The 20,791-nt window shown below is 42.2% G+C and carries 6 protein-coding genes; all 6 read right to left on the bottom strand.

Features of this window, described 5'->3' with window-relative positions:
• Positions 1–9 precede the first annotated feature (9 nt).
• Entirely contained in the window at positions 10–1,152 is a 1,143-nt protein-coding gene (locus RMY27_RS01615) for an acyltransferase (protein WP_322659873.1), read from the bottom strand.
• A gap of 240 nt (positions 1,153–1,392) precedes the next feature.
• The gene (locus RMY27_RS01610) at positions 1,393–2,391 is read right to left on the bottom strand and encodes a cupin-like domain-containing protein (RefSeq protein WP_322659871.1); all 999 of its coding nucleotides are present in this window, start codon (positions 2,389–2,391) and stop codon (positions 1,393–1,395) included.
• A gap of 87 nt (positions 2,392–2,478) precedes the next feature.
• Positions 2,479–7,431 carry an aminotransferase class III-fold pyridoxal phosphate-dependent enzyme gene (locus tag RMY27_RS01605; protein WP_322659869.1) on the bottom strand — a complete coding sequence of 1,651 codons (4,953 nt, stop codon included), beginning with the start codon at positions 7,429–7,431 and terminating at the stop codon, positions 2,479–2,481.
• Positions 7,432–7,434: 3 nt separating this feature from the next.
• Complete coding sequence (locus tag RMY27_RS01600) at positions 7,435–9,465, bottom strand: non-ribosomal peptide synthetase (protein WP_322659867.1); 2,031 nt, start codon at positions 9,463–9,465, stop codon at positions 7,435–7,437.
• Between the two features lie 609 nt (positions 9,466–10,074).
• On the bottom strand, positions 10,075–14,856 hold the full coding sequence (locus tag RMY27_RS01595) for an esterase-like activity of phytase family protein (protein ID WP_322659865.1): 4,782 nt from the start codon (positions 14,854–14,856) through the stop codon (positions 10,075–10,077).
• 473 nt (positions 14,857–15,329) lie between these two features.
• Positions 15,330–20,747, bottom strand: a complete 5,418-nt coding sequence (locus RMY27_RS01590) for a phytase (RefSeq protein ID WP_322659863.1) — start codon at positions 20,745–20,747, stop codon at positions 15,330–15,332.
• Between the last annotated feature and the right edge of the window lie 44 nt (positions 20,748–20,791).

Here is a 20,791-nt window from a genome sequence, read left to right as displayed (position 1 = left end):
TTACTGACTTTAAATACATTGTTTAGCCAAGATTTTAGACTTTAAATAATTACGCGCGGGGACTTCTACAAATCTATATGTCAATGATGCAGCCAATAAGACAATCATAAGAAATACTCCTAAAGATGTCAACAATTGATATTCTGTGAAATCTTTGCCAAAAACATCGTGAAATTTATAAAACCAGAAAACTTTTAACAATTCTTGAATAAACCAATGAACCATATAAACTGAGTAAGAGATAGTCCCAATATATAGCATTAACTGTGAATTTATAAACTTCGATATAAGATTTTTATTGTTGATAGATACAGATAAAATCAGTAGAGAAAAAGCTGGTAAAATTAGCCAATCATGAATGTTACGAAAATTATGCCAGTAATAATGCATAATCAAAATTATCCAAGTTATAGCTATAATTGCCAGGAAATTAAGATTAAAATGCTTTTTATAATTACCTCTATGATAAATTTTGTAAGTTATAATACCAAGGATGCATTCTAGCCCACATCTACCTATTGAAGGTATGCCAATAATAGTATCTAAATTTCCACGGGTAAAGGTGATTAGTAGTAATATGCAAAAAAGAGTAAAACTATAAATTATCAAATCAGTTTTGAATTTATTGTTTAATAAAATTAATAATAAAATTGGAAATATGCAGTAAATAAAAAACTCTACACTTATTGACCAAGCTGGCTCATTCCAATAAGTATTACACCATAATAAAGGTGGGCACTTTATGTCAAATGCTTGGAGAAGAAAAATATTGGAAAAAAGAGCCGTTAAGTTAAATTTACCACTAAAAGCAGAAGTGTTTAGGAAAAATAATTTTACAACCTCTAATCCAACAAATAGAAAAATAATAAATATATGCAGAGGATAAATTCTCGCAAAACGCGAGAATAAATATGAACGATAGTTCTTTAAACTGACTTTCCAACAAAAAGTCTCTGCATAGACGTGGGTCATGATAAAACCACTCAGAATAAAGAAAAAATCAACCCATAAATATCCATTTTGGAAAAAATTAGTATAGGCTGATAAAGTTGAACCTGTTTTCGGTAAACCGTAGTAAGAAAAATGGTGTATAACAACAACCAAGGCTGCAATACCGCGTAAAGAAGTGAGCGATTTTATGTGTTTATACATTGAGATTTTTGGTTTTAGTTTCTATCTATAGCAATCCGATTAAAATTGTAAAAATTCTTTTTAAAATTAGATGCGTAGTTGATTTATTTTGGTTAAACAAAGAATGCCGAAAGCACTGATTTTGTATAAAACCAAGCTACGCAAAACATCTAAAAGAGAAAATTTTACAAATGATTTCGAATTGCTATAAAACACCGATTCAGTATTAAGACTAATTAATAATTAGTCATTTGATAAAAATTAGATTTTTTTCACAATCTTGTTGATAAATTGCTTTAACTTTCCCTCAATAGATTTTAGTTTTAATACACCAGAGCGCAGGATCATAAATTTACTTTTCGGTCGGCGATCCGATAGAAGACCGAGAGCAAAAATTTTGAGCCGATCTTTCAAAGCAGATTGATCTGGTGGAGTGGGTTTTAATCCCAGTCTGCGTAAGTAGCTGTTGACTTGATATATTCTGGCTTTGAGATCGTAAGGTCGCAGATAAAAGAGGATACTCAAAGCTACAGAGACATTATTACCATTTTTAGCCCAATGGGGTGCCAATATCGGATGATGGAGTCCCTTGCCTGGTTGTAAATGGTAAACCCTTGCTTTGCTCTGATTCTCCTCTCTATAATTTGCTACATTCAGGTCGCCTACATAAAATTTTTCAATCTCCTCTTCGCTCAGTACAGAACGATCGCTTTGATTGAAGAGGCTCATATCTTTCTTGCCCTGAATTTGAAACAGGAAATTCAACTCACTATCGATATGGTAAGGTGTAATAGAATTTGGGGAACCAATAAAGATGTAAGCACCTAGCCACGTCATCTGCTGCCGAAGGGGTTTACCTGTAAGAGTTTCGAGTTCAGTTATAATCTGGTTGACCAAGGCAGCATATTCTGGGTCTGCTTGAACATCTTCAAGCATTACCCAAGAATCCGATTCTCCAATATGTGCGATCGCCTCGTTAATTTGCTTGATTCCAGGTCGCTGATTCCACTTTTGCTCAACAGGAACTTTGCTGATATAAGACTGGATTTTATTTGTTCTACCCTGACTTAGCATGGTATTTGCAAGCTCAACTAAGCGGGGGATCTCAAATAAAGGATGTCCTGCAAGGTTATGCGAAAACATGAAGTGAGAAGAGTTGAAGTTTTCCCGGAAGTTTGAAACATCAGTTTCAATGATTTGTTCGGGAATTTTCAGATCGGACTTAATAGAACTCGGTTCAAGTAGATTATCAACTGACATACAAAACCTGGATGGATGAGTATTTACTATTTGCAAAAATTACTGACGCTTACTACACTTTCTATACACTCGATTTTTTAAAGCACTTCAGAAAACACTTGCGACTTGTAAATATTTCCCAGGACGCTCGGTATCGGGGATATACCAAGCGGGGTTTCCTTGGGGATCTCGTCCTAATTTGGCATCAGGTTGGGGAGGACGATTACGTAAACTGTTATTGATTTCGCGGTTTGTTACTTCTATAGGCGGTGCAGACAACAAGCCAGCAGACTGCATTTCGGCAATACTTTCTTTAAAGGCTGCCATTACGAAAGCCAGATCGGCTTCGGAATGGGCTGTTGTCAAGAAGCAAGGACGGTGATCCCAAGTATGCACTCCCTTATCCCGCAACAAGTAAAACAGTAAATCTCCGTAGGGAAACTCTGGTAAAGACTTCACCATGAAGAGGGAGCCGAAATTATAAGCTGTAAACGGAGCCTGAACTTGCTGGAAATAGCCCATGAGTTCCGCTACAAACTTATCGGTTCTGGCATTGAGATTTTGCTGTAAGCTGGGGCCACTCTGTTTTAAATGCTGAAGCACTGCTTTGGCGGCTGCTAGTGCTAAAGGATGGCGGACGAAAGTGCCAGCGAAGTAAGTCACGCCTACTTCTGGAACGGAGTCATCGCCAAACTGCCAAAAGCCACCATCCAAAGCATCCATATATTGTGATTTGCCAGCAATGACTCCAATTGGTAGCCCACCGCCCACAATCTTACCGTAGGTTGCTATGTCCGCCTTGATACCGAAATGTGCTTGAGCGCCACCTGGATGAATTCTGAATCCGGTAACGATTTCATCAAAAATTAGGGCAATACCAGCTTCTTGTGTGAAATCACGCAATTGCTGAAGGAATTCTTTAGGCTGGTATTCAGGACGACGGCTTTGCACAGATTCCACCATCACTGCTGCTAACTCATCAGCCCGACTTCTGAGGATTTCTAGAGACTCAGGCGAATCATAGTCCACCACCAAAATGTTCTCTACCATTTCCGGTGGGATACCAGGAGCAGCAGGAATTGACCGGAGTTTCTTTGTACCTCGAACAATTACTTCATCCAAAATACCGTGATAAGCTCCAGAAAATATGGCAATCAAGTTACGTCCTGTGATGGTACGTGCCATCCGCATCGCTCCTAGAACCGCTTCTGAACCTGTGTTGCAAAAGGCTGCTCGGTCAAAGTTGGTCAACTCACACATCAGCTTTGCCACTTCTCCAACTAAGGGAGTTTGCGGCCCAATTTCCATGCCGAGTTTCAGTTGTGCTTCAATTGCTTCAGTAATGAAAGGTGGCGACCAACCAAACAAATTCAAGCCAAAGCCATTGCTTAAATCGACATATTCATTGCCATCAACATCCCAAAGTTTAGAACCTGAAGAACGAGACGCCACGATGGGGTAAACCATCTCTTTCATCGTCGGGTTAAACCCGGAAACAGTTCTGGGGTCTGCCAGATAAGGGCGATGAGTTTGAGTATATTCTTTGGATTTTTGAGTCCGTTTTGTATATCTTTGGATAATTTTATCTAGATGAGTGCGTTGTTGGGCTGTCAAAGTTTTAGTCTGGGTCTTTTCAATTCGCGCAGCCGCACCAAATGCCTTTTTAGCACCATTTGACTCTGTTTCTACTGATGCTGATTCTTTGCTGGTTTGGCTTGGGGGGACAGATACAGCATTTTGTGGCTTGACACCATTATTTTGAGATATCGCCGCAGGTACAACTGGGACTGTTACAGATTGACTGCTATTCCCCAATAGCGCCAATTGCTGGCTCATAATTTGTAGCTGCTGATTAATCACACCTTCTAGGACGCTACTAGATGCAGCAGGTTGGAGGGAAATCTTAGGTGCAGATCCATTTGATCCATTTGTATGAACTTCATGAACTACCAAGGTAGGTGATGTGGTTACAGGTGCAGGTTCTGGCAGTGGGGCTTCGGGAACGATATCTGCAACGGTTTCTGTTAATCCTAATGCGGATAAAGTTTCGGGAGACAAGGCTGAATTGATAAAGTCGGCCAGTGTTCCTAAATTGGGGTAAATTTCTAGTAACTGCCTAAGTGTGACTTTGACTTGAAATTTTTTCTTTAACGCTAGCCCGACTTGTGTCAAAGATAAGGAATCTAATCCCATTTCTAAAAATGTTATCGAGTCGTCAACACTAGCAATTTCCAATCCTGATGTTTCTTCGATAATTTGTTTGAGCAGAGGAATAAGTTTTTGCTGAGGGGATGTTGTCATAGTTTGAGTCTTTTCTAATAATTGGGGATTTGGAAGTTTGGGAGTTGTTGCCCGATTGGGATGAGGTGGAGGATCGATCCAGAAGCGTTGGCGTTCAAAGGGATAAGTAGGTAGAGGAATTCGTTGTCGCGTTTCCCTTTGATAGAAGTTGCTCCAGTCAATAGATACTCCTGCTAACCACAGTTGTCCTACTGCTTTGAGTAATGCCGTCCATTCGGCTTCGTTTTCAGCGTTATCATTTAGAGAAGGAATCGCTATCTGTTGTTTAATATCTTTTGCTTGTTGGCGGGCTAAGGTCGTAGTTGTGATTCGCGGCCCTACCTCTAACAGTAGGCGTTCTGGCTGCTGCCATAGAGTTTGTACGCCCTCTGCAAATCGCACAGTCTGACGTAGATGTGTAGCCCAATACATCGGATCGGTTGCTTGCTGGGCTGTAATCCAGTCGGCGGTAACTGTGGATACAAAGGGAATTTGGGGTGGCGATAATTTAACTTTCCTAACTACCTCAGCAAAAGGGGCTATGATGCTATCCATCATTGGGGAGTGGAAAGCGTGGGAAGTGTGTAAATGGCGACAGATAACTTCTTCGCTTTCTAATTGTTTTTGCAGAGATGCGATCGCCTCTGTAGGACCAGAAACTACACACAGGGAAGGGCCATTAATTGCAGCGATCGCTAGTTCTGCACTCAATCGCGGCTCTACCTCTTTGGCTGGTAAGCGCACTGAGAGCATAGCCCCTGCCGGTAACTCCCACATTAAGCGACCGCGAGTTGCAACCAACATCAGCGCATCTTCTAAAGTGAATACACCCGCAATACAGGCGGCGACAAATTCGCCAATACTGTGACCAATCATGGCTTGGGGCTTGACTCCCCAACTTTGCCATAGTTGCGCTAAAGCGTATTCAATGACGAATAGTGCTGGTTGGGTAAAGCAGGTTTGTCGCAGGGAGATAGCCGCAGTTTCCTGTAGGCGTAGCCCGCCGTAGGCATCGCTGGGTGCTGGATAAATGATTTCTCGTAAATCCCTACCCAGTAAAGGCTTAAGGATTTCAGCGCATTCATCCACTACTTCCTGAAACACAGGTTCGCGGTTGTAGAGATTCAGTCCCATGTTCACATATTGCGATCCTTGTCCGGGGAACATGAAGACAACGGCTGGATTGCGGATTTCTGTATGACGAGTATTTACTTGATTTGGATCTAAAGATTGCAGGGCTGCGATCGCATCTGTAAGATCGTGACAAACTACACTGCGTCGGTAGTTAAAAGATTTGCGTCCTCGCTGTAGGGTATAAGCTACATCAGCTAAGTTGATTTCGGCATTGTATTGTAAATGCTGCTGTAAATTCGCGGTTGCAGCCTCTAAAGCTTGACTAGTTTTTGCCGAGAGCAACAATAGCTGCTGTGGGCGAGAAGATCCAGAACTTTGGATTTGTGGCGCTTCTTCTAGCACAATATGAGCATTAGTCCCGCCGACACCAAAAGAACTCACACCGGCTCGTCGCGGAGTTTCACCCTCCGACCATTCAGCTAGTTTGGTATTTACATAGAAAGGGCTGTTGGCAAGGTCAATCTTGGGATTGGGAGCCTCAAAATTTAAACTAGGTGGAATCTTTTTATAATGCAGGGCGAGAGCGGTTTTAATTAACCCTGCTACTCCAGCCGCCGCAACTAAATGTCCGACATTGCTTTTAAGAGAGCCGATCGCACAAAATTGTTTAGCATCTGTATGCACCCGGAATGCTTGCGTCAGCGCTTCAATTTCAATTGGGTCGCCTAAAGGTGTAGCTGTGCCGTGAGCTTCAATATAAGAGATGGTTTCTGGATGGAAGTTGGCATAAGCTTGCGCCATTGCAATGGCCTCTGCTTGTCCGTCTACGCTGGGAGCGGTAAAGCTCACCTTATCAGCGCCGTCATTATTGATACCAGAACCTCGAATTACAGCATAGATGCGATCGCCATCATGGAGTGCATCTTCTAAACGCTTGAGGACAACTACTCCTGCACCATTGTTGAACATTGTGCCCTGAGCGTTGGCATCAAAGGGACGACAATGCCCATCCCCAGAGAGCATACTGCCTTCTTGTGCCACATAACCGCTGTTTTGGGGTGTAGTCATAGATACACCACCAGACAAAGCCAAATCGCACTGATAGCTGGTTAAGGCTTGACAAGCCTGAATGACTGCAACCAAAGAAGTGGAACAGGCTGTATTGACGCTGACAGCTGGGCCTTTGAGGTTGAGTTTGTAAGCAGCACGGGTGGTTAAAAAGTCTTTTTCATTGGCTAACATCGTTTGGAACTCACCGATGCGATCGACAATTTCCATACGACCAGCAATATGGTTAGCAAAATAAGTATTTTGACCACAACCAGCGTATAAACCAATCAAACCCTCAAAAGACTCTGATTCATAACCAGCATTTTCTAGGGCTTCATAAACCAACTCTAGGAATACTCTAGCCTGTGGGTCCATAACCACAGCTTCAAGTGGATTAATGCCAAAGAAAGCGGCATCAAAGGTTTCGCCCCCAGGAATTATCCCTCTAGCTTTTACATAGCTAGGATCTTTGCAAAGGTTCGGATCGATACTAGGATCTAGTTCTTCATCTTGAAAGAAAGTCGTTGATTCTAATCCCTCACAGAGATTGCGCCAAAATTCATCGACATTTCCAGCGCCAGGAAATCTTCCTACCATGCCAATAATGGCAACACCATCAATAGGATCTTGGTTATCGGATGCTTGCATATTTACCATTGCTTAAACACCTTGTTGATGATTACGGCGACGAGCACGAGCTGCTTGTTGGCGTTGGGCGCGATTTTGCAGCTTGTCAGAAGACGGTTGGCTGTTCTGGTTTGAATCCAAATAGTTTGCTAAAGAGCCAATTGTTGAATACTGAAATAGCTTTACAGCAGATAATTCAATACCAAGTTCCTGTTTTATTCGCGCAGCAACTTGGAGAATTGAGATTGAGGTTGCTCCCAAATCAAAGAAATTATCATCAATCCCAACGCGATCGATTTTGAGCAGTTCAGATAAAATACCTGCAAGCAGACGTTCTAAATCTGTTTGCGGAGCAATGTACGCTTGTTCCAGTTGCGGACGTTCTCTACTTGGTGCTGGCAATTTATGTCTATCTACTTTGCCATTTGCAGTCAAAGGGAGTGATTCTAACATCACAAATGCCGATGGCACCATGTAATTAGGTAGTCGCTGTTGCAAGAAATCACGTAATTTATTGTGCGTGTATCCACTGTTATAGTGAGGAACAATATAAGCCGTTAACTGTTTTTCAACTGCTTCATCCTGACGAGCTAAAACGACAATTTCCCGAACATCAGGATGTTGTGCAATTTCTCGCTCAATTTCCCCTAGTTCAATGCGGAAACCGCGAATTTTTACCTGATTGTCAATCCGACCTAAGAACTCGATATTGCCATCTGGAAGATAACGAGCTAAATCTCCTGTTTTGTAAAGGCGCGTTGCTAAATTGTTATAAAATGAGTGAGAAATGAATTTTTCGGCAGTTAGGTCAGGGCGGTTAAAATAGCCTCTAGCTAATCCATCACCACCAATGTACAATTCACCAGCTTCTCCAATTGATACTGATTGGAGGTTTTTATCTAATATATAAACTTGGGTGTTAGCAATTGGGCGACCAATAGGAATCGAAATATCTGGTTGTAGTGGGGCTGTTATCGGATGGCAGCAGGTAAAAGTTGTATTCTCAGTTGGGCCATAACCATTAATTAGTTGACAGTTGTTTACTGTTTGGAGAAACTTCTGCACATGGGGAACAGATAAGACATCACCACCCGCTAAAAGTTGACGCAAGGATTTTAAAGCATCAATTTTTTCATCTACTATTAGGTGAAATAGACCGGCTGTTAGCCAAAGAGTAGTAACTTGGTATTGCTGAATAATCTGCCCTAATTCTTCTAAAGATGGTGTATTAGGAGGGTAAATTACTAGTCGCCCGCCATTAAGTAAACAACCCCAAATTTCAAAAGTGGAAGCATCGAAGGAAATAGGAGCAAGTTGCAGAATTACTTCTTCAGGCGTGAGTTGAGCATAATTAGTTTCTTTGACTAACCTAACTACACCACGATGGATAACGCTAACACCTTTGGGTGTACCTGTAGAACCTGATGTATACATGACATAAGCCAAGTTATCAGCAGTGACACTAGTACTTAGGTTCTCTTTTTTATTTAGGGCGATTGTATTCCAATCTGTATCTAGGCAAATTACAAGTGCTGTGTGAGTAGGTAATTTGCTAACTAGTTCTTTTTGAGTTAATAGTACAGATACCTGGGTATCTGACAACATGAAAGCTAAACGTTCTTGTGGATACCCTGGATCTAATGGTACATAAGCTCCACCTGCTTTAAGGATAGCTAAGAGTGCTACAATCATTTCTAAAGAGCGCTCTATGCAGATTCCTACAAGAATCTCTGTTCTTACCCCTAGTGATTGTAGATGTTTTGCTAGTTGATTAGCACGATTATTCAAATCTCTATAAGTAAGATGCTGATTATTAAAAATTAGTGCTATAGCATCAGGCGTTTTCTCGACTTGTGCTTCAAACAACTGATGAATAGATGCTTGTTGAGGATAATCAGTTTGAGTATGATTCCACTCTATTAGTAGGTTGGTTTCAGATTTTTTCAAAGTAGGTAATGTTAAATTATCTTTCTCTAAGTTGTTTTTTGATAATAAAGGTTGACCATTATTATTCATTAGTAATTCATTTTTATCTTTAGATAATGAATTAGTTATTAATTTCATTTTTAAGTTGAAGAAAAATACTTGTATCAATAAGAAACAAGGAATTGGGTGTATTTAAATTTAAGATGAGATGTTTATTTTTCGTATTTAGAGAAACAGATAAAATAAAAAGTGGGAAAGCATTTTTATTTTATCTATTAGGGTTTATACGTAGAGTTTAGGGTACATTATTAGCTTTAAAATTATATGAAAAGATTAATTTGACAAAAAATTATGCCGCAATCCTACAATATTTGTGTGAAAGGGCACTGACTCTAAGATTTAGTTCTCTCATTCTGACCTATTTCCTCCAAATCGTAGTTATTTTCAATACATCTTCATTGAAAATTAAAACTTTAGAGATGTTTGCAATGGGAATATTAACTGTACGCAGGCTTATTTTGAGATAACAAGAAGAATTAATACCTTGAGGAACAAGGAATACTGCGATTTTAGCAACTGATAAGTAATGTAAACTCTTCGAGGTAGGTTGGACTCCAGCAAAACGAGAATAGGGTGAGCATTACAATGCCCACCCCACAATAACCAACTATTTGCTGTAGTCTACGTAATTGAAAATCGCTGTTTCAACTGATAGTGATTTCTGCCGTGCTGCACAAGGCTAACAGACTAAGCCACAACACTAGCAGAGAAAACGAAGTCATTTGCTGTCAGGTTAGTTGAGGTAATTTGTAGTAATGAAGCCAACTCTGTATTTCCGATTTTTACAATAGTGTTAGCACCCTGTTGCAATAGGGTTAGAGCACTAAACTGAGTGACGCCAATCCCGCCCAGCCCGATTTTATCAATACCGATCGCAAAATCAGTCACAATGTTCTTGCTAGATGGCAAACTGGCGTTAGCAATCCAGAACTGGTCAATGCCAGTACCACCACTCAAACTATTACCACCCTGTTGACCAGCGAATAAGATATCATCGCGATCGCCACCAAACAACAAGTCATTGACATTGGAGAAGAGTTTATCATCTCCAGAACCACCATACAGGCGGTTATTGCTACCTTCACTCTTGAGGGTGTCATTACCGGAACCGCCAAAGGATAATTGACGCGAACCTTCAACTACTGTAAGAGTATCAGCGCCTGCGCCTCCCAATAAGTTATTACTACCATTGGCTTCGACTACGGTAATTCGATCATCACCGTTGCCACCATCGGCACTCGTGTTGTTAGCAGCACCATTTTGACCAACAAAGATACTATCATCACCGTCTCCTGCGGACACAGAAGAGTCACTGCCAACTAGCACACTATCTTCACCGTTTCCAGTCTGAACTGTGTTACCTGTAGTACCTTCTACAAAGTCTGCTCTGTCACCTGTGAATAAGGTTTGATTTGGCTCAAGTGTAACGTTATCACTGTTAGTGGAGCCAAAATTAATTTCTTCAGCTTGAGGTTGACCTAAGCCAGGAGCAAGGTTCAGGGGCTTCTCCAGTTTCAGTAAAATGATTTCGTTGTTGTCTATAACTGGATTTTGCGGGTCATTCCCAGGACGACCTGTTGAAGACGGGTAGTTGTTGTCATTAGCTACCAAAATGGTGTTTTTGTCAACAACTAAAACATTTTCAATTGTGACAAATGGGAAGTCAAAGGTAGTTTTGCCATCGCCGTTGAGGTCGTTGGGGTCTTGGATATTCAACAAGTCTGCAACTTCTTCTTTAGCTACGTAGCCATCAGAGTCTTTTTTAGACAAGTCAATTTTGTAGATTTTCTTGAATTGAGCAGCAGTTCCTTGACCACCATCTCTCTCAATAACTAGGTACTCATTGTCATTAATGACTGCTAAATCCCCGATCGCATATGCAGGATTTTCCAGTCTGTAGTAGAGCTTATTGTCGGTATATTGGCGGCTGGCGATGTCAAATTCGTTAATCCGCAAAGTAGCGACAGGATCGCCTTGAACTGTACCTTCTAATAGCATATAGAGCTTGGTTTTGCTGGCATTAATTGCTCCGCCTTCAAAACCTTTGGAGCCGCCTAAGTTAGCAAAAGCATCTTCTGAAAGCACATCAGGGTTTTGTGGCGATCGCACTAAGTTATTCTGAGGATCGCTCAAGAAATCTCGGACTTTATCACCTGTCTCTGGGAAGTCTGTGAAGAGTGCATCTACGCCTAATTGAAAGAACTGCTGAAATTCTAGTTCTGGATTACCTTTGTAATCTGCTGCTAAGTACTGGTCTTCGTCCCGGAAGGTGTAGGGATGAACCTGTAAACCTGCATTGTGAGCATCTTGAACTAAGGTCGTGGGAGCTAACAGCGTTTTGTCAGCATCATTTACTGTGCCGTCGTTGTTGACATCATCTGCCAAACCATCGTTATTAGCATCTGTACCCTTGACACTGACAATTAACCGCTTCCAGGGGCCAATGCCATCAGCATAGGTAGCGATTTCAGCCAAACCTTCTGGAGTCCGTAAATCACCATAAGTCCGAAGGTCGTCACTGACTTCAAAATCATAAGGCTGAGTCTCTATGATCTCACCATTTAGCTCAATTCCAGCTGCATCTAGAAGTTGAACCAGGGGAATATCTACACCTGCATTAGGCATAATGCGATCGTGGAGATCCTTGAGATTACCGACTTCAAAAGATTGGATGAAGATGCGGCTGGGATCGGTGAAGTTCTCAGCCTTGAGTGTATCGATGAGAATTTCACTCGTGTTTCTATTAATTTTGTCCGTAGTGCCTACATAAGTAGCTTCTTCGGCAGAATAGGTGGGATGCTTAGTTTCGGGATAGATGCCAATCTTTTTACCTGTCTCGGCTTCTACTTCCTTAACCAAGTCGATGATTTCGGCGAGGGTGGGAATTTCAAATTGACCATTGAAGGATTGGTCACGGAAAGGTACACGCTGTATAGCTCTTAAAGTCTTGATTTCTTCTAAAGTAAAGTCTTCAGCAAACCAACCTGTGATTTCTGTTCCATCTAGACTGACTGTTTTCTTGCGATCGGCAAACTGTGGATACTTGGTAACATCGTAAACATCTGTGGTTGTATTGCTGAGATTAACAGTACCATCAGCGTTTAAAATTGCTAAAGCTGGCTCATGGCGAGCAATTAACACACCATCTTTTGTTACTACTAAGTCTGGTTCAATAAAGTCAGCACCGTCCTCAATTGCCCGTCTGTATGCCTCTAAGGTATGTTCTGGAAGATCGCCACTTGCGCCTCTGTGACCAATGACTTTAGGTGCTTCTCCATCTAAAGTTTTAAATTGGTCGGGTGTAGCAATGGGAGCCTCTAATAACTTACCACTGGCATCAAAATGTAGTAGGTAGGGGCCAAACTCGTCTCCAACCCAGATTGTACCGTCTTTGTCAAAGACGAATGACTCAACATCAAAGTCTGCACCAGTTAGTAATCTTCCAGTAGTTCCCTCATTCACAATTTGAAAAGGAACTTTGTTGTTAGGGTCAGATAGTTGGATGTAGTCTAAAACTTTAACGCTGCCGTCACCATTTTCTGTTCCCTTAAAATTCGGGTCTAGACGATTGATCCGCAGTAGAAAGTCTTCACTATTATCTTTGCTACCGTAACCGTTATCTGATAGGAAGTACAAAGAGTTACTGTTAGCAAATTGGACACCACTGAAACCCTGTATTGGCTGTCCTGGGAAAGGCCCGGTTCTACCATTGGCTGAAATTTCTGCACCAGAAGCTGGCCCATCACTATAGGTATCAGCAGGTAAAGAAGCAAAACCTACTAACTCAACTTTTGGCTTTATTGAAGCAAACATCGTTTGGTAGATGTGGGTTTGATCATTTAAACCCGCAATTCCCGGAATATCAGAACCGTAGGCATTATAACCTTGACCTACCAAGCTATTTAGCACTTCCGAACCAGCACCTTGGTAGTAAACAGGTACCGGACGGTTGGTGTGACTTCCCCAACCATACTTAACAGTGGGATCAGACCCCCAGTAATGTCCAACATCTGCTGGAGTATCCAAATTGGTTAACGCTTCAGCACCTTGATTTTGTACTACAGTCGGAAAATCACCGTTGAGAGTCAGGTAGTGATCGTGGTCAGCAGTAACAATTAGTAGGTTTTCATCCCAACCACCATTGTTGTTGATCCAGTCAATCGTAGATCCAACTGCCTTATCGAAGTCCAAGGTGGTGCCGATCAAGTTGTCTATGTTGTTATCATGGGCAGACCAATCGATATCGCCACCCTCAACCATCAACCAGAAACCATCGGGATCTTTTTCCAATACATCTAACGCAGCATTTGTCAAGTCATTGAGGGTTGGGTTTTCGTTAACCTCTTTGGCAATGAAAGATGCATCCGTCTCTCCCGGAAGCAGTGGACGTGTGGTGTCTACTTTGGCGTTATCACCTTGGTTAGTGAAAACGCTGAACATATCTAAACCAGTAGTGCTGTAGTCGCCGTTGGCAGAACTTACAGGCAAGTTACCATTTTGACCACGCGCACCATACAGACCGAAGAGGCGATCGCCTTTTTCTGGATCGATTGCCGCCGCAGTTTCAGCTAGTTTCTGGGCGGCATTCTCACCCCGCTCTAAAAAGGTGTAATCGTAGAGGTTGTTTGTTGGTTTAGTGCTAAGTTCTGTGTAGGTAGATTGGCTAATGTATTCATTGCTCCTATTTGGCTCAACCCCACTTGGTAGTAAGTCTCCAGGGGCAGAGAGTGGGTGTCCACCACCAAGTAATACTGTCGGTTGATAGACACGGAGTTCCTGTTGCAGAATGTTGTCTAATGCCGGATAGTCACCATCATACTTATTGCGACGGTTAACGTTGGCAGCAGCAGCACCAGGTGTTGCATGGTCAATAGGAACTGAAGTTACCAGACCAGTAGATTTACCAACTTGGTTCGCCGTTTTGAGAATTGTTTCTAGAGGATTCTCGAAAATATCAACGGCAATAGCGTTGTTGTAACTCTTGACCCCAGTGTACAGAGTTGTAGCGGTGTTTGCAGAGTCAGGATAGCTGTACTTAATATATTCGGGGTCATTACCGGGAGTCCAAGGGTTAACGCCACCTCTGGTAGGGTCATAACCTACTAGGTTTCCAACAGCACCATCACTGACTTTTGCACCACCTGTTGGGGTATCGCCTGGGTTAAAAGTTGGATTAAAAGTGAAACCAGGGCGAACTGGGCTTTCTCCTGTGATCGGATTAGTGCCGTCAAGAGCTGAATTACCAGTACTAAAAACTCCATTACTATCAGCGATCGTCGTCCCATAGGTGGTTGCCAAACCGTAGCCTTGGAGTGTTTGAAAGTTGAGTCCTTGACCCTTACCTTGTGTATAAAAATCACTCAGGTTAGCGCCTGTCTTACCATTTTGAATCTCTTTGTAGATGGATGCAGCACGAGCCATTTGCCAGCCCATACCATCCCCAATCATAAGAATGACGTTCTTAGCCATGAAAGAGAATCTCCCTGTGTTTAATTGTTGAGATGGTGTTAGCTCCAGTGAATTCAAAAAAAGAATATGGTGAGTTAAAACTAATAGGTTTTGCTTTAAAGATGTAGTTGACTTGTAAGCTTGTTGATTCTGAACTATTAAATGTCAGCCACCACAATTGACATCTCACTAGAGCTTTTAAGTAACAAAATTGACAATGTTATTTTCACCTTAATTAAGATACACAGCAAAAGTTGTGAAAATATTGTGGAATGGTTAAGAAACCTTGTATTGCAATCTTTTGCTAAATCTATTGCTAAGAACTTGCTGGATATTTTTGATAACATAAAAAATTGTTTTAAAAGCCTGATATTATCTATCCTTAGTAAGATGAAAATCTCTAATTTTTATATGAATCCACAATAAATAATCAGTACAGCTTCATTAACTTTGGCTATGTAATGAAGCTGTAACAATTAGGCTATGCCAACAGGCTAAACTACACTAGCTGAGAAAGTAAAATCATTTGCTGTGAGGCTAGTTGATGTAATTCCAACTAATGAAATCAACTCAGCATTTCCTGTTTTCACTAAAGTATCACTGCCCTGTTGTAACAGTGTTAATCTACTAAACTGAGTTACACCAATACCGCCCAGCCCGATTTGATCAATGCCGATCGCAAAGTCAGTAACAATATTTTTGCTAGTTGCCAGACTGGCGTTAGCAATCCAGAATTGGTCAGCACCAGTACCACCACTGAGGCTATTGCTACCCTGTTGACCAGCAAATAGTACATCATCACCAGCGCCACCAAACAGGGAGTCATTGACATTAGAGAAGAGTTTGTCATCTCCAGACCCACCGTAGAGACGGTTATAGCTACCATTACTCCTGAGGGTGTCGTTACCTAAGCCACCGAATAATGATTGACGAAAATCTTCAATTACCGTGAGAGTATCATCACCTGCCGCTCCAAACAAATTATTACTACCACTGGCTTCTACTACGGTAATAACATCATCACCACTGCCACCATCAGCACTGGTATTTTGAGCCGGGCCATTTTGACCAATAAATATGCGATCGCTACCATTATTCCCAAAAACTGAAGAGTCGCTACCTGCAAGCACTATGTCATCACCGTTTCCAGCCTCAATTGTGTTACCTTGAGTACCTTCTACAAAATCTGCTCCATCACCTGCACTAAAGAATTGTCCTGGCTCAAGATTGACAGTATCGCTGTTGTTAGAACCAAAACCATTCGGGAAAGTAGGCTGTACAGTTGTAAGATTATTGGGTAGTTCAAGAATGCCAAGTTTCTCAGCAGCCGTATTACCCGTAATGTTGAAGTCGTTATCGTTAAGTAAGGCTAGAGTATTGGGTGCTACTAATGCTAGACCTTCTAATTTTTCCACCCCGGTATAACCCAACTGAGCAGCATTAGCAATCAAACTCTTGCTGACAGGGGTAATATTGGCAGTAGCTAACTCCGTAGAGGTCAGTTGCTCAATAGTTTTACCAGTTGGCAAAGTAAAGTTAGCAGAGTTGTTGATGTTGGTCGCCCCAGCTAAATCAATTTGATAAATTAGTTTATTGCCAGCAGATGTACCATTGTCATCTCGTTCAACTACTGCAAACTTGCCGTTACCCAAGGATACTGCATCGCCAATCTTATCGGTTCCTGGTAGACCTTCTAGGCGATATAAATACTCTCCTGTTACCTGCTTGCTGACAATATTAAACTCCAGAATTCGCAGATTGAGAGAAGCTTTGGATGTCGCATCATTGGCAACATCTGGATTATCAATTGGACTCTGAATAAAGGCATATAATTTATTACCTTCGAGTGCTACAGCTTCAAATCCTCGGTTATTCCGGCGTTGGGCATAAACTGCTGGCAATACCTCAGTGCCAAAAGTTTCAGCAGATTGATCTGGGTTGGGTGCAGTAGCGGTTCCTTGAGGAATAAAGCGGTCAATCAATTTTCCATTAGTGTCAAAGTGGTAAATTGCCGGACGGTACTCATCTACCAACCAGTAATCTCCATTTTCCGCAATTACAATTCCTTCTAAGTCAGCACCCAAAGGATCGTTAGCTAAAACATTGTTGTCTAAGTCAACGGCAATTTCATCTGTGTAGGCTAAACCGTTTCCTACAGCTTGCAAATTAGGCAATCCTGTTAATGGGGTCGTTCCATCTTGGCGGAATAGTCCTGTTCTGTTGGTAATGGTGATTTCGCCTGTGGTGCGGTTGAGTTCAAAGTTAACTATTTCTGGCTGGAAGTCAGGTAATAAAAATGGTCTTTTAACACCATCAGGTTCTCCATTGGGGCCACGGTCTGTATTGGTGACAAATTTCAGGTTGCCATTTGCTGCAAACCCTTGGAAATATAACCCAGAAAAACCACCTAAGAAAATATCTTGATTCTCAGAGGTCGTACCTAACTTTGGTAGGTTTTCAAATTCATAAATAGTCAGCTTGGGTTGAGCTACAGGATTTCGTGGATCGTAACTAGTGGTGTCGATATTGAGAGTATTGGGGAAGGCATTGGCAATATTTTCCCAAGGTACCAGCTTAAAGTTAGAACTAATGTTTTCTTCTTCACCTTCATCACTAACTATTTTGGCAGGTTCATTAGAGCCATCTTGAGTGACAAATAAACCAAATGGGAAGTTAGGCCCCAATGGCACGTTAATTACATCAGCACCATCTGACTCTTGTACGCTGTCAATTGGGCCATTATTACCAACGGCAAAGTTACCCACATATTCGTTGTTGCCTTCACGGGTGTAGGCAACAAAAGTATTGTCACCTTGACTAGATGCTAATAAGTAGCCTGTGCCATTTTTGCCGTAATAAATGGTCAGTCCTTCTACGTCATCTGTGAGATAAGTACCCCCCAAATCTCTGACTTTATCAATTAACTTACCAGTTGTGCCTCCGTTTGGTTCTGCTTGGAACTTCCAGATACCTACATTTTCTTGTCCAATGTAGAGGAAGCCAGTTTCCTGGTCTACCACCATACCCTCAGTTTGAGGATCGCGACCCTCAATTGTCGGTATGGTGAACTCCCGCACCCGTTCAGCCCCAATTTTGCCATTACCTTTGTCAATCAGTTTAAACTGAGCCACATCTCCGGTTTCTCGGCGATTGGTAAAAACATAGTAATCATTGGTGATGGGGCTTCGGTATAAGGTAAGCCCGTAAGAACTGCGAGTTGATGCAGAATAAGGTTCTGCAAAAGGTGCTGCTTGGAAGAGAGTAGCAATACTGCTATCAGTGATCTCTTCCAGGTATTGTCCGGGGGTGTTGGGGTTAATTTTGAAAATTGCTAGTTTATCATTGTTGCGATCGCTAGCTACTGCAATATCAACTGATTGATTGCCTAATTTAAAACCGTATTGCAAGTCAATATTGTTGTAGCGAATGCCACTGGGATTAACTGTTTGCAACAAATTACCAGACAAATCATAAACCCGCAATCCAGCATTTTTAACTGAGGTTAATACTAGGCTATCGGCAGAGTTTGTGGCGTTCACATAGATTGCAGGATCGTCAGCATCGGCACGTTGATCCACTGGTAGGGTTTCATCGTCCAATAAATCGGGACGAGTTTCTAGTTTGGGTGCAGCAGTTGGAACTAAGTCTGCATCCAAAGTGAGGATTTGGGTAAATTGGCTTTGATTGAAGTTATTATCACTTACCAGCACAATCGACTGGCTACCATCTGCTAGTTTTGGGCCAAAGGTAATACCCTCAATGTTATCTGTACCGTTAGGCAAGTTTAAGTCATTTAAATTCAACAGTAAGCGCTTTTGAGCAGGTTTAATAGCTGCTAGTTGTTCAGCACTCAGATTGTTGAGAGAATCGTAGAAACTAATGTCAGTTGCACCTTGCAAAGAAACTTCATAGATTTTGATGGTGTTGCCTACACCTTGGGCAAAGGAACGTTCTAAGGCCAGTAATGTGCCACGATTATCGATCGCAAGTAAATCTGTCAAGCCATTGTCAGCCGAGCCTGTACTAGGGTTGGGTGCTTGGGCGATCGCATCCGTAATATAAAGATATTCTTTTTCTGGTTGTCCGCTAACCAGATTGTATTGCAGAATTCGGGAAGGGCTGCCACTACTGAGCGAAGCCCTTAATCCATCTTGGGAAAGCGCGTTTTCAGTGGCGGTGAATAGGGTTTTCTGGTCAGGTGTGATGGTGAGGCTTTCAAAAGCTAAATTATTGTAAACACCTGATGTCTGCGTGTCACCTGCATCGATAATACCGTTGCTGTTGGTATCTTCAACTACTGGTAGGAATTTCTTGGGGACAAATAGCGAGCCTATTTCTTGCCCTGTAGCTAGTGAAAACTCTTTAATAAAAGGATTGCTAACGCGACCAGCACCAGGATTAACTTCACCCTCGGAAGAGATAAAGACTGTACCATTGTTGGTTAAAGCGATACCTTCTGGGTCAAGGCTGTTGGTTGCAAAAAAGTTGCCATTTGTATCTTTCAGGGTGGTGACATTGGTAAAATTCACCCCGGAATCAGCGGCAGTAAAGGTATAAAAGCGGGCAGGGGCAACTTGGGAGCGATCGTCTGAGATGGCGTAATAGCGGTTGTTAACAGCATCGTAAGTGATACCAGATAATCCGCCCACCGGAGTCTGTACCCCATTCACAGTTCCCGCAACGCCAGCAGGAATAAAGCCAGTAGCAAAGGTAGTTTGTTCCAGGAATCCTGCACGAGGAATGGTTTTACCTGGTTCATTTGGCCCAGTTTGCACATCTGTAAATACTAAGCGATGGTCAGAACTAGGGAAGGGAAAAGTACCTACCAAAGGAAACGTTGAATCAGTATTCAGAGGCCAAAATACTCCTGAGTTGGCAATTTTCAGGTTAGCTGAGGGCAGCACATAGTCAGTCCGCAGGTTTCCGGGAGTGTTATCAGCAAAGTCTGCGGTGTCAAAGCTAGGATTACCCTTTTGGCTAGTGTTTGCACCAGCTTGTAAGTCTGCTTGTTGGCGCGCACCCAGGCTGGTAGGGATGATATTAGTATTGATATTAGGATTTTGCAACAGTTGGCGAATAGCGTTGTCAAAACTATCACCATCCAACGGATCTGCATTTTGATCGCCCACAATCACAAAGCTCGATCCAGCAGCAATACCGCCAGTTTTACCCTTATCATCATAAATGTAATTACCATTACCAGGGGTAATATAGTCTGCCCAAAAGCGGATCTCGTCGTGGTTGCGCTTACCGTTGCGATCTTCCGTGCCATCAAAGGTTGGAGGTGTGGGGTGGCTAGCGAGGATGTGAATTATCTCACCGTTTACCTGGATGGGTATATCCCAGTGACTTTTAGAAGAAAGGCGTAGAACTGCCAATTCCTCCTGAGAATACCAATCATTTGGCTGTGGTGTTGTTGGATCGTCAGGAAGCAAAGCATTGGGCATATCCTTCCACAGAAAATTTTGGAAGGTGCGAATGTTGGCAGTATCAATGGGATATTTGGACAATAGCAACATCCCATATTGACCAGGGAAATTCCCGAATCCAAAAGCATCATCGCCGTATCCGGTTGCGCCTGGGGTTGTCACTACTGCGCCGTTGTTGTTTAAGTCAAACCTAGAGGCAATACCCGTGTTGGAAGGAGCGATGTAGAAGTAAGGGTAGTCAACGGGTGTTGTACCATTCTGGCTGACGGCTAGGTAATTTTGCCGGAATAGTTGAACTGCCTCCGGCGAATAGTCAAACTCGTTAATTAGCAATACATCCGGGTTATTACGCTGGATAATTTCTGCAACTGCCTTTGCTTGAGCATTGCCAGGGGTAGACAAATCGCTGACTAACTGACCGTTGGCATTACGATTCAAAGAAGCGTTGAATTGAGAAAAGCGAATTGTATTAGTAGTTACCATGTTTAATTCTGAGATAGATTCTAGACATGAGACTGTTTTGAAAA

The organism is Nostoc sp. DedQUE09 (assembly GCF_034530915.1).
In the GTDB taxonomy this organism is placed as follows: domain Bacteria; phylum Cyanobacteriota; class Cyanobacteriia; order Cyanobacteriales; family Nostocaceae; genus Nostoc.
This window is presented reverse-complemented; position numbering and strand designations above follow the sequence as displayed.